General features: G+C 61.6%; 11 protein-coding genes. 2 read left to right on the top strand and 9 right to left on the bottom strand.

Annotated features, from left to right (window positions below):
• Window positions 1–213: 213 nt before the first annotated feature.
• Window positions 214–1,839 (bottom strand): cation:proton antiporter family protein, encoded by a 1,626-nt coding sequence (locus tag JIN78_RS13970; protein ID WP_200392600.1) that lies wholly within the window; start codon window positions 1,837–1,839, stop codon window positions 214–216.
• Between the two features lie 124 nt (window positions 1,840–1,963).
• Here JIN78_RS13970 and JIN78_RS13965 point away from each other — a divergent pair, with 124 nt between their 5' ends.
• A complete protein-coding gene (locus JIN78_RS13965) occupies window positions 1,964–2,905 on the top strand; it encodes an aldo/keto reductase (RefSeq protein ID WP_200392599.1) in 942 nt (313 codons plus the stop codon).
• On the opposite strand, the gene hisD is transcribed toward JIN78_RS13965, so the two are convergent.
• From hisD to JIN78_RS13925, 8 genes are all read right to left on the bottom strand, one after another.
• Window positions 2,902–4,188 carry a histidinol dehydrogenase gene (gene hisD / locus JIN78_RS13960; RefSeq protein WP_200392598.1) on the bottom strand — a complete coding sequence of 429 codons (1,287 nt, stop codon included), beginning with the start codon at window positions 4,186–4,188 and terminating at the stop codon, window positions 2,902–2,904. The genes JIN78_RS13965 and hisD overlap by 4 nt on opposite strands.
• A gap of 6 nt (window positions 4,189–4,194) precedes the next feature.
• On the bottom strand, window positions 4,195–4,755 hold the full coding sequence (locus tag JIN78_RS13955) for a DUF420 domain-containing protein (protein WP_234037996.1): 561 nt from the start codon (window positions 4,753–4,755) through the stop codon (window positions 4,195–4,197).
• 4 nt (window positions 4,756–4,759) lie between these two features.
• The gene (locus JIN78_RS13950) at window positions 4,760–5,458 is read right to left on the bottom strand and encodes an SCO family protein (protein ID WP_200392597.1); all 699 of its coding nucleotides are present in this window, start codon (window positions 5,456–5,458) and stop codon (window positions 4,760–4,762) included.
• Window positions 5,455–6,186: a hypothetical protein gene (locus JIN78_RS13945; protein WP_200392596.1), complete on the bottom strand. Its 732-nt coding sequence runs from the start codon at window positions 6,184–6,186 to the stop codon at window positions 5,455–5,457. The genes JIN78_RS13950 and JIN78_RS13945 overlap by 4 nt, the downstream gene beginning before the upstream one ends.
• Window positions 6,187–6,246: 60 nt before the next feature.
• Window positions 6,247–7,092 carry a heme o synthase gene (gene cyoE / locus JIN78_RS13940; protein ID WP_234037995.1) on the bottom strand — a complete coding sequence of 282 codons (846 nt, stop codon included), beginning with the start codon at window positions 7,090–7,092 and terminating at the stop codon, window positions 6,247–6,249.
• Between the two features lie 213 nt (window positions 7,093–7,305).
• Window positions 7,306–7,803: a YciE/YciF ferroxidase family protein gene (locus JIN78_RS13935; protein WP_267907080.1), complete on the bottom strand. Its 498-nt coding sequence runs from the start codon at window positions 7,801–7,803 to the stop codon at window positions 7,306–7,308.
• Window positions 7,804–7,974: 171 nt separating this feature from the next.
• Window positions 7,975–8,349, bottom strand: coding sequence for a type II toxin-antitoxin system VapC family toxin (locus tag JIN78_RS13930; RefSeq protein WP_200392593.1), 375 nt, complete (start codon window positions 8,347–8,349; stop codon window positions 7,975–7,977).
• A 74-nt stretch (window positions 8,350–8,423) separates the two neighbouring features.
• Window positions 8,424–8,612, bottom strand: a complete 189-nt coding sequence (locus JIN78_RS13925; RefSeq protein ID WP_200392592.1) for a type II toxin-antitoxin system VapB family antitoxin — start codon at window positions 8,610–8,612, stop codon at window positions 8,424–8,426.
• A 244-nt stretch (window positions 8,613–8,856) separates the two neighbouring features.
• On the opposite strand from JIN78_RS13925, the gene JIN78_RS13920 reads away from it, so the two are divergent.
• Window positions 8,857–10,572, top strand: a complete 1,716-nt coding sequence (locus tag JIN78_RS13920; RefSeq protein ID WP_200392591.1) for a hypothetical protein — start codon at window positions 8,857–8,859, stop codon at window positions 10,570–10,572.
• Window positions 10,573–10,607 lie beyond the last annotated feature (35 nt).

The raw sequence follows: 10,607 nt of genomic DNA, 5'->3' as shown, positions 1-10,607 counted from the left end.
CGAGCCGAAGCGAAGCGCAGACAGCCGGAACGAAGTGAAGGCAATCCTGTCACCCCGACCATTTTCCGCAGGAAAATGCCTTTTGGCCGCAGGCCCGGTAGGGAAGGCCTTGCCGAGGCATCCGCGAGCATCCCTTCACTGCGGGAAAGTCAGCTCCCCTCCGCAGGCACCCTTCGCACCGGACTCCACCTTTTCTCCCAAAAAGGAAAACGCTCATCCTTCCCGCACCTCTCCCGCGGCCTGCCAATGGGCCACGAGGTCGGGCCGCTGTTGCAGAAAGACATCGAAGACGTGCCGGGCAAAGTTGTCCCCGGCCTCGGCATAGAGATTGAAGGCGGCATCGATCCCCGCTTGGCGCAGCTCGCGCACCTCATCATCGTAACGGGCACTGGCGATGACCACTCCGTGGAAGTCATGCCGCTTGAGGGTCTCGATGGCGTGCCGGTTGGCTTCGTGGGAAGGCATGGAGAGGACGACCAGCTCGAGCTCGTCGCGGGGGCTCACCCGCTCCCAGAAATCGGAGTCGGTGGCATCGGCGAGGGTCACATTGCGCTCCTGCTCGCGATGAGCCTGCACCCGGGTGGGATCGCGGTCGAAGCCGATGACATGGCCGGGGAATCGGTATTCCAAGGCGTGATAAGCAGCCAGACCGATGCGTCCCATCCCGAAGATGGCCACTTTTTCGCCCCGGCGGATGATGGGCAGGTCGTCGCGATGGCGGCCGCGGGTCTGCAGCTTTTTCAAGGAATCGCTCCAGGGGTCGTAGAGTTGCTCAGCCACGCGGTTGAAGGGCGCGGCGAGGAGGAAGCTCAGGGACAGGGAGAGAGCCACCGCCACCAGCCACTCCTCCCCCACCCAGCCCTGGCCCACCCCCAAGGCCATCACGATGAGACCAAACTCGCTGTAGGTGGAGAGGGAGCTGGCCGCCAGCCAGGCGGTGCGGGCGCGCAGCTTGAAGCGGGTGAAGAGAAGGAGAAAGCCCACGCTCTTGAGGGGAAGCCCCACCATGATGACCAGGGCCCAGAGGAAGGCTTGCCACGACAGGGTGCCATTGAGCCCGATATTGAGAAAAAAGCCCACCAGCAGCAGATCGGTGATGCCCGCGAGGGATTTCTTCAGCTCCTTGGCCTGGGGATGGGTGCCCACCAGCACCCCGATGAAGAGAGCCCCGAGGTCGGCCTTCACCCCCACGGAGTCGAAGGCCTGCGCCCCGACGACGAGGGCGAGGAAGAAGCCGCACAAGGCCACCAGTTCGCCGTGGCCGGACTTTTTCAACAACCAGCCCAAGGCCGGTCGCGCCACCACAAGCCCCGGGATCAAAGCCAGCACCCAGGGCGACGGCACCACGCCCTTGGAGATGGTTAGAAAGAGAACCGCCACGATATCCTGCATCACGAGGACACCGATGGCGAGACGGCCATGGACCGCACCCAACTCCCCTTTTTCCCCAAGAGCCTTCACCGCAAAGACGGTGCTGGAAAAGCTGAGGGCAAAGGCCAGCAGAAAGGCGCTGGACCAGTCCAAAGCCATCGCGGGGGCCAGGGCCCTGGTGAGCAGGAGGAGGACGGGGGCAAAGAGGGCGAGCACGAGGCCCATGTGCAAGGTGGTGCCGGCCCAGATCTCCGGGGAGGCCAGGCTCTTCACCCTCAACTTGAGCCCGATGCTGAAGAGCATGAGGGTGACCCCGAGGTCCGCCATCATGGTGAGAAGCTCGCCGCTCTCCTCCCCCAAGGACTGCAGCACAAAGCCGGCGAGGAGAAAGCCCACCATGGGCGGCAGGCGCACCACTTGGGCCAGCAATCCGAAGGCAAAGGCAACCGCGAGCAAGAGAGCATCCATCGCCACCAGTGCTAGCAGAATGAATTCCTTCCGCCAGTCGAGTTCTTGGCAAGACGCTCTGACCCGCGACGATTTCTTCCTTCGCAAGCTTGGCAGAGGGAGACGCAGGGCCTTTGATGCGGACATGACACTCACCACCCTCGGACAAACCGGCCTGCAGGTCTCGCCCCTCTGCATCGGCACTTGGCAATTGGCAGGCCCTCTCAATTTCGATGGCCAGCCCGACGGGCACCCCGATCCGGGCAAGGAAGCCGCCCTCCGCCTCATCCACGAGCTGGGCGACCGGGGCCTGAACTTTATCGATACTGCCGAGCAATACGGAGACGGGGAAGCGGAGCGCCGCACGGGGGAGGCGCTCAAGGGCCAGCGCGACCAATGGGTCATCTCCACCAAATTCGGCTACCGGGTGGGCCCCGGGGTGACGCGTATCGACGACTCCAGCCCGCCGACCATCCTCCCCAGTCTGGAGGGCTCCCTGCAACGTCTCCAGACCGACGTCATCGACATTTACCTCTACCACTGCGCCCCGGAGCCCGCTCACTTGGAAGAAGCCTTCGAGATTCTGGAAGGGGCCCGGGAGGCGGGCAAAGTGCGCTTCTTCGGCATCTCCACCAGCGATCTGGAGCTGAGCCAGGCTCTTTACCGGGAAGGACTGCTCGATGTGCTGCAGTTTCCCAGCAACCTGCTGAGCCCTGCCCGCGAGTTGTCCACATTTTGTGAGCAAAACGACATCGGCACCCAGGTGCGGGGGGTTTTGGCGCAAGGTCGCCTGAGCGGAAAATACTTTGCCGGACAACCCCAGTGGGACGGCAATGACAACCGCACCCACCGGCTGGCAGGCGACGACCTCTCCCGCTACGCCGTGCTGGCGGAGGATCTGCCCGAGGGCTACACCATGGCCCAGGCCGCCATTCGCTGGGTCCTCGACCAGCCCGCCCACGACAGCATCTGCTTGGGAGCCAAGAGCCTGGCAGACTACGAAGCTGCTCTCGCCGCCCTCGAACTCCCTCCTTTGGGCGCAGACTTTTTCCGCTCTTTGGAGGAGAAGGCCGCTGCTCTCGCCTAGTCCTCCACGCGGATTCGCACCGAGCGCCCGTGGGCATCGAGCCCCTCCACCCGGGCGAACTCCTCCACCGCCTCCACCGACCGCGCCACTGCCGGCTGATCCATGCGCACCACGCTGATGCGGCGCTGAAACTGGTCGGCGCGCAGCCCGGAGAAGCTTTTGCCACTGCCGCCAGTGGGCAGGGTGTGGCTCGGTCCAGCCAGGAAGTCGCCCACCGCCACGGGCGAAAAGGAGCCCACGTAGATGGCGGAGGCCGTAGTGATGCCCCCCAGCCAGCGACTGTCATCCTCCACCACGAGGGACAAGTGCTCGGGCGCAAAGGCGTTCACCACCTCCACTCCCGCGACCAAATCGGGCACGATGACCGCGAAGGCTCCGTCGGCGAGAACCTGGCGCAGATAGTCACCCCGGCTCAGGGTGGCAGCCTGGCGCTCCACCTCGGCGAGCACGCGATCGACCAGCTCGCGGGAGGGGGTGACGAGACCGACAACGCTATCCGGTCCATGCTCGGCCTGGCCCAGGAGATCCGCCGCCACGAAGGCCGCATGGGCGGAGTCATCGGCGAGAACCATGATTTCGCTCGGCCCGGGGAGAAGGTCGATGGAGACCGCGCCGATGAGCTGGCGCTTGGCCTCCACCACGAAACTGTTGCCGGGACCGACGATTTTTTGCACGGGGGCCACCGACTCCGTTCCCAGAGCCAGAGCGGCCACCCCTTGCGCACCGCCGACCTTGAGGACTTCGGTCACGCCGGCCGCCTTGAGAGCCGAGAGAAGAGCGGAATTGACTTTACTGTCTGGTCCACAGGGAGTAGCGGCGACGATCTCGGGCACCCCGGCCGCCTGGGCAAAGCCCGCCGTCATGAGCGCGGTGGAAACGAGAGGGGCCTTGCCTCCAGGCACATAGCAGCCCACGCGCTCGTAGGGCACGAAGCGCTCGCCCACCTGCACGCCCTGTTCATTGAGCTCGCTCCAGTCCTGCCGCTGGCTTTTTTTGGCAAAGAAAGTGATGTTGCGCAAACTGGCGGCGATGGCCTCGCGAGTGGCCTCGCTGGTAGCCTCCTCCGCCTCGGCCCATTCTTCCTCACTGACCAGGAGCCCCCCGGCGAGGTCGGCGCGGTCGAATTTGCGGGTCAATTCGAGGAGAGCCTCATCCCCTCGCTCGCGCACGTCGCGGATGATGCCAGCCACGATGTCGCGCACCTCGTGCGAAGGCAAAGCCCGGCGATCGAGGCTCTGCAGGAACTCAGCATCAGCTTGGGAGGAATAGGCAACGACTTTCATGAGCTTTTAATAATAAGGAGCGAGCATCCAATAGACCACGGGGCCGGTGATGGCGACGTAGAGCCAAATCGGGTAAATGCGGCGGGCGAGCCGCCGGTGCTTGCCGAATTGATTGGTCATCGCGAAGACCAGGGTCATGAGGATGAAGGGGAAGCTGACCGCCGCGAGGATGACGTGGGTGGCCAGGATTACGTAGTAGAGGGTCTTCAGCCAACCCTCGCCCCCATAGCTAGTCTCGCCCGTGGTGATGTGATAGGCCACGTAGCAGAGGAGGAAAGCGATGGAAAAGAGGACCGCCGCACTCATGAGATTGCGATGCAGGGTGATGCGACCGCGCAGGACCGCCACCAGGCCGCCGATGAGGAGAAGGGCGACCACGCTATTGAGGCCGGCATTGACGGCGGGGAGAAAGGAGAGATCCACCCCCTCGGGAAGAGGGAGCTTGATGCGACGCATGGCCACCACCAGGCCCAGCACTACGGCGGTGAGGATCCACACCACCTTCATCAACTTCCGGGCCAGCTCGTCCTGCGACGATTTGGCGAGGTATCGCATTCTTTCACTCATGTCGTTACTGGGCCAAAGCCTCCTCGATGGCTTTTGTCAAGAGTCCCTCGAAGTGTTCGTAGAGTTCCGGGCCCTGCTGGCGGGCAAAAAGAAGGTCTTTCTTTTCCTTCATGACCAGTCCTTTGCCAAAGACCGCCACCCCCATGTCGTGGGCATAACGGCCTTCCCGGTCAATGTCTTCCTGCTTCACCCGCTCGCGCACGGCGAGGAACTTCATCTCCTCCTCCATGTAGTGGTGCAGGGTCTCATGGTCCCCGGTGAGGAACCACCAGTCGGAGATATCCGCCCCCAGGGTCTCGGCATACTCCTGCAGCCGCGCGGGATCGTCGGTCTCGGGATCGACGGTCACACAGACCACATGGAAGTCGGGGTTGTCCTTGTATTCTTGATAGAGCTTCACGAGGTGGTCGCCATTGCGGGCGGCACAATTGGGGCAAGCGGCGAAGAACTGGGCCATGATCCAGACCTTGTCCTTGAGCTCGGAAAGACGGACCTCGTCCCCCGCCTGATTGGTCGCGACCAGATCGTTCTCCAGACGCAGCATCTCCTGCGCTTGCTCGCGACCCACGTCGGTGGCGATGCGGTTGTCTTCCTCCAGCGTCCGGTCCACCCCATTGCCGATGATGATGAACATCGTCACAATAAAGGCCGCAAAGACGGCAATGCCGACGTAGATGAGGGTGATTTTGGTCTTGTCAGTCATTTCTTTTCAGTGGGATCGCCCTCCGCCAGCAGGTGATTGATGGTGCGGAGAAAGTAGTCTTCGCGGTAGCCGACGGCGAGTTCAGGTTTCCCCGCCTTTTCCGCCTCCCGGGCCGCCCGGGCAAAGTCAAACATCTCCCCGCGCATGTGGATGCGGGGATTCTTACCCTCGGGCCGGTCCCGCTTCAGCACCGCCACCGAGCTGTCGTAGATCAGCTGGCCATCCCGCTCGTGGGGAATAGTGCCAAAGCGAATCTCAGACTTCAGGTATTTCTCCAGCACTTTGGCCTTGGCCGCCACCCGCCAGGTGTGGGGCTTCTCTTCCAGGGTCGCCATCTGTGCCCGGTCGGCCTCGTCATTGGGATCCATGTCGACGAAGAATTCCACCCGACGGATTCCTTCCTCGGGCAAAAGGGCTAGGGCCTTTTCCCGCTCGGGATGATTATCGCGATCCGCAAAAGAGGTCTGGTAATAGAGCCAGACATCCTCTTCGATATCAGCCGTATTCACCACCGTGCCATCAGCTCGCTGCAGGAGAATGTGCCCAGTAAGTTCGTCCATAAAGGCCGGGCGAAAGTCCTCCTTCTGCTTGCTCGCGGTCAGGTTGTAGGACCAGAGAATGGCGATCGCGCCAATGAGAATGATGCCCAGAAGAGCAAAGGCAGTGCGCCGCAACTGGGCGGGATCAACATCGGCGGGTTCCAATCCCTCGGCGGCTTTCGATTTCACGGGCGGGAGAACCTAGCGCCTTTTTTTCGCGAGGCAAGCCAGACCGGGAAGGAAGCGCCCCTAAACCCGCCAGAACGCCCACAACGCAATCAACACGAGAGGGAGGTAAAGCAAAGTCGCGAGGAAGAAGCGGCGAAAGTCCACCCGCTCGCCACTGCGCAGAAACTTCTGCCCGGTGGCGACCAGCATGCCCGCCAGGAACAGGCCGATGGGCACGAAGGGCCAACTGGCGAGGCCGAAGGGCAGCACCAGGACCGAGAGCAACCCGAGCCCCAGAGAAAAACCCACCGCGAGGGACACACTGCGCTTGCCCGAGACATCGCCATTGGACCACATCTTGTAACCAGCCAACTCGTATTCTTCGCGGCACAGCCAGTTGATGGCCACGAAGTGAGGCAGCTGCCAGAGAAAGAGGAGGGCAAAGAGATACCAGCCCCCCGCCTCAGCCAGGCCGCCGCCGCCCGCCGTCCAACCAATGAGAGGCGGCAGAGCTCCCGGCACCGCGCCCACCAGGGTATTCGCGGAGCTCAGCTTCTTCATCGGAGTGTAAATGAAGACGTAAGTCGCAATGGTCGCGGCCGCAATCCAACCGGGATGAAAGCCTACCATATTCCACAGATGGACAATGCCGAAAGCCGACAGGCCCCAGCCGATGACGAAGGCCGGCACCACCCCGATGCGGCGCGCGGGCAAAGGGCGATTGGCCGTGCGCGCCATCAGGGCATCGCTATCGACCTCGGAAAGTTGATTGAAAACGGCAGAGCCAAAGGCACAGGCGGTGGTGCCGATGAGCAGGTGCAGCAGCGTCCAGAACTCCCAGCCCCCGCCCCGACAGGCTATGGCGTAGCCAAAAAAGGTGGTGATAATGACGAACAAATTGAGCCGGGCTTTGACGAGGGTTTTCAAATCCTCAACCAATCCCGGAGCAACCGCTTCCCCGTCTTTTGCTGACTCCCGTGCGCTCAAGGCCTCCAAATTGACTGCCCCCCGCAAAATGAAAACGCTAAAAAGAGAATTTCACTCCCCGGGCCCCATCCCCGGGCGAAAACAAAGGGAGGAGCTGCCCGGCAACTCCTCCCCGTTTGTCAAGCGGCGGCTGTCAAATGCGTGCTTCTCGCCTCAAGCCACTTCCATGGCTTGGAAGTTGATCACCTTTTCCGCCAGACGGGAGAGGCTGCGATCGGTCTTGCCCTCTTCTTCCAAGGTCAAGGTGAGGGTATCCGCGATGGTGTGATGACCCAACTTGCGCGCGAAGGCGATAACCGTTCCATAGCCCGCCATCTCGTAGTGCTCCACCCGCTGGGCGGCACCGATGAGGCCCGCATCCCGAACCTCCCCTTTTTCAATTTCTTCAATAATCTCCTCTCCCTCTTCAATTAGCCCGGCGCAACCTTCGCATTTTTCTCCGGTGGGGGCATACTTGAGGTCGGCAAAGATTTGCTCCAAGCGCTGCTTGTGGGTTTTCGTCTCCTCCAAATGCTCCCGAAAGGCAGCTTTCAGATCGTCATGGGAAGCAGCCTCCTCCATTTTGGGAAGAGCTTCCTCGATCTGCGATTCGGCACTGTAGAGGTCTTTCATTTCGTGAATCAGGAGTTTTTCTAATGAGTCAATAGTCATAGCAACTCCCGATTGGCAGTCCCCGTGCCTAGCTTCCCTCGCAAGAACAGTCAGCTCACTACAAGCATCTTGCGATCACCTCCTCTCTTCTTCTCTCTCGGCCACGCAGCATTTTGCATGGGCAACGCCTCGCGAGTTGCAATCTGCGAGAGGCCCGGGAAGAGCCCGGGCTCACTCTCCTGGCAAAAAGCCTGCTCCACATTCTTCGGCAATCCCCGCCAGCCGCCGGTCTCTCGTCCAGAGCAGACAGTCCTCCGTGATCAGGGCCGAGCCCAAGAGCATGGCACCGACCAGACCGATTCCCCGCCCCATCAAACGCCGCCCTTCGATCAGGGCCAGAGTCTCCGCTGCCGTCACTTCCTGCGCCTGCGGCATTTCCGCCAAAAACTCCAGAACCAGCTCGCGCTGTTTGAATTGCCCAAGGGCCAGTTCCCCGAAGACCAGCGGATGCAAGAAAACCTCACCCTCCAGGAGATGATGCGAGAGCTGAGCACTCCTCTGCTGGAAATGCTCAATCCAAACGTTGGTATCAACAAGGAGCTTCACCGTCCTCCCCCTCTTACTTGGATGGATGAAAGTCAGCCTCGTCCTCGGCGACCAAAAAGGCGCTCCGCCGCCGCTCAGGCGCTCAGGCGCTTAGGCGCACTGGCCCCGGGGGCCGAGCCGCCCAGATCCGCCAATCGCCGCGCGGCCTCCCGTTGCACCATCTCCCGCAGGGCTTTGTCGATAAGTTCACTGGTTTTTAGGGAGCCGAACAACTTCCGCGCCTTTTCCACCACGCTTTCGTCCAAATTGACCGTCGTTCTCATGGCACGGAATTTGATGCATTTTGATGACGTTTCCAATCATTTCCACTTCCTGCCATTCGCCTTCCGCCCCCTCTCCGCTCCCTCATAGGACTCAAGGCCAGAGTTCTCCCCAAAAAATTCTTCATCCTATGAGTTCGACTCCGAATCCCTATTGAACTCCCTGCGCGGATAAGTGACAAAAGAGTCACGCAACTTTCTCCTCCTTTCCCGGCTGTTGATTTATTCCTCCTGACGATATTTTCCTGTGAACCTCTTTCTTCTCGATGGCATAGGCCCCTTTTTCCGGGCGCTCGATCACTCCCGCATCAATTGGTCCAAGATTCCCTTTGCCCACCTCCCCCTGAGCGGGGCCGAGGGCGAATGGTTCTGGCGCCGCTTGGAGACCGACTTCCGCACGGTCGCCGCCCGCGCCAAGGAACTGGGCTACAATGCCATCACCCTCGATGACCTCGCTCACCTGACGCCCCATCCCTGGCATAGCGAGGAGATGAATGAGAGGCTGGAATTCTTCGCGGAAAAATTCTCGCGTCTCTTTGCCATTCTCGAAAAACACGACCTGCAGGCCTGGGTCACCGCCGACGTGATCAGCCTGTCTCCGGAGGCCGCCATCCGGGTGGGCAAGGACTTCGATGCCCGCACCTCCTTTTTCTACGACCTCTTCAATCGCTTCTGCCAGCGCCACCCCTCGGTCAAGGGGCTCATCCTCCGCATCGGGGAGTCCGATGGCCTCGACGTCCGGGACGAGCTCCGCTCCAATCTCCACATCCGCTCCGCCAAGGAAGTGAACAAATTCCTCCGGGGGCTGCTCACCCATGCCGAGGAGCAGCAAAAGGACATCATCCTGCGCACCTGGACCGTGGGCGCCCACCGCATCGGCGACCTCATCTGGCACCGCGGCCGCCTCTCGGAAGCCCTCAATGGCATCGAGTCCGAGCGCTTCATCCTCTCCATGAAGCCCGCCGAATCGGACTTCTTTCGCCACCTGCCCATCAACAAAGCCTTCTTCCGCTACCAGGGGCCCAAAATCCTCGAACTGCAAGCCCGGCGCGAATACGAAGGCGCGGGCGAGTTCCCCAGCTGGATCGGACCCGAGTGCGAGGACCTGCGCGATGAGCTGATCCATGCCGAAAACATGCGCGGTATCTCCGTGTGGTGCCAGACGGGCGGCTGGCACCGCTTCAAGCGCCTCACCTTTCTCGACAAGGATGCTCTCTGGGCCGAGGTCAATACCCGGAGCGCCATCGACATCTTCCGCCACGGACTCTCCGCCAATCAATCCGTCGCCAAACAAGTCGGACCCGAGCGGGCCGCCGCCGCCACCGAGCTGCTGGAGCACACCCGCCACATCATCCTCAATCTCTATTACATCCCGGAATTCGCCCGCCTCAAGCTCTTCTTCCGCCGCGTGCGCATCCCGCCCCTCCTCCATATCTACTGGGATTCGCTCTACATCCATGCTCCCATCCGCAAGATTTTGCGCCACTTCGTGAGCGATCAGGAAGCCGCTCTGCACGAATCGGAAGGAGCCCTCCACCGCTTCCCCCGCGTCATCGAGCTCGCCCAGGAAGCCGGCTGGCCCGAGGAGGACCTCCGCTTCATGCGCGACACCTGCGCCCTCATTCATCTGGCCCGCACTTACTACTTTTCCACCTACAACAAAGAATTGGTGAAGGAGATCAAGGCCGCCAAGCGAGCCTACAAGGAAGCCTGGCCCAGCGAAGGACGGGCCCGCTACCGCATCAAGACCGACTTCGCCCCCTCCGCCCTCAAAGGCCGCACCCTGGTGCTGATGTCCAAGCTCCTCCTGCGCCGCCAACGCGGCTACCGCCGGGTGATGGACCACTTCTTCACCCTCAACCTCCTCTCCTTCCTCTACCGCCTCTTCCGCAACCGCTCTCAGGAAGCCCTCCCCAAGACCATGCGCGACTCCGCCATGGGCCTAGACTCCGTTTTCAAGTGACGGCAGCCGGAATTTCGCCTAGAGAGTTGCAAATG

Origin of the sequence: Roseibacillus ishigakijimensis (genome assembly GCF_016595415.1) — a bacterium.
GTDB classification, from domain to species: domain Bacteria; phylum Verrucomicrobiota; class Verrucomicrobiia; order Verrucomicrobiales; family Akkermansiaceae; genus Roseibacillus; species Roseibacillus ishigakijimensis.
This window is presented reverse-complemented; position numbering and strand designations above follow the sequence as displayed.

Coding starts and splice junctions, on each gene's coding strand:
- JIN78_RS13970 (WP_200392600.1), bottom strand. CDS start 1,839: ATGGATGCTCTCTTGCTCGCGGTTGCCTTTGCCTTCGGATTGCTGGCC.
- JIN78_RS13925 (WP_200392592.1), bottom strand. CDS start 8,612: ATGAGAACGACGGTCAATTTGGACGAAAGCGTGGTGGAAAAGGCGCGG.
- JIN78_RS13935 (WP_267907080.1), bottom strand. CDS start 7,803: ATGACTATTGACTCATTAGAAAAACTCCTGATTCACGAAATGAAAGAC.
- JIN78_RS13955 (WP_234037996.1), bottom strand. CDS start 4,755: ATGAGTGAAAGAATGCGATACCTCGCCAAATCGTCGCAGGACGAGCTG.
- hisD (WP_200392598.1), bottom strand. CDS start 4,188: ATGAAAGTCGTTGCCTATTCCTCCCAAGCTGATGCTGAGTTCCTGCAG.
- JIN78_RS13950 (WP_200392597.1), bottom strand. CDS start 5,458: ATGACTGACAAGACCAAAATCACCCTCATCTACGTCGGCATTGCCGTC.
- JIN78_RS13965 (WP_200392599.1), top strand. CDS start 1,964: ATGACACTCACCACCCTCGGACAAACCGGCCTGCAGGTCTCGCCCCTC.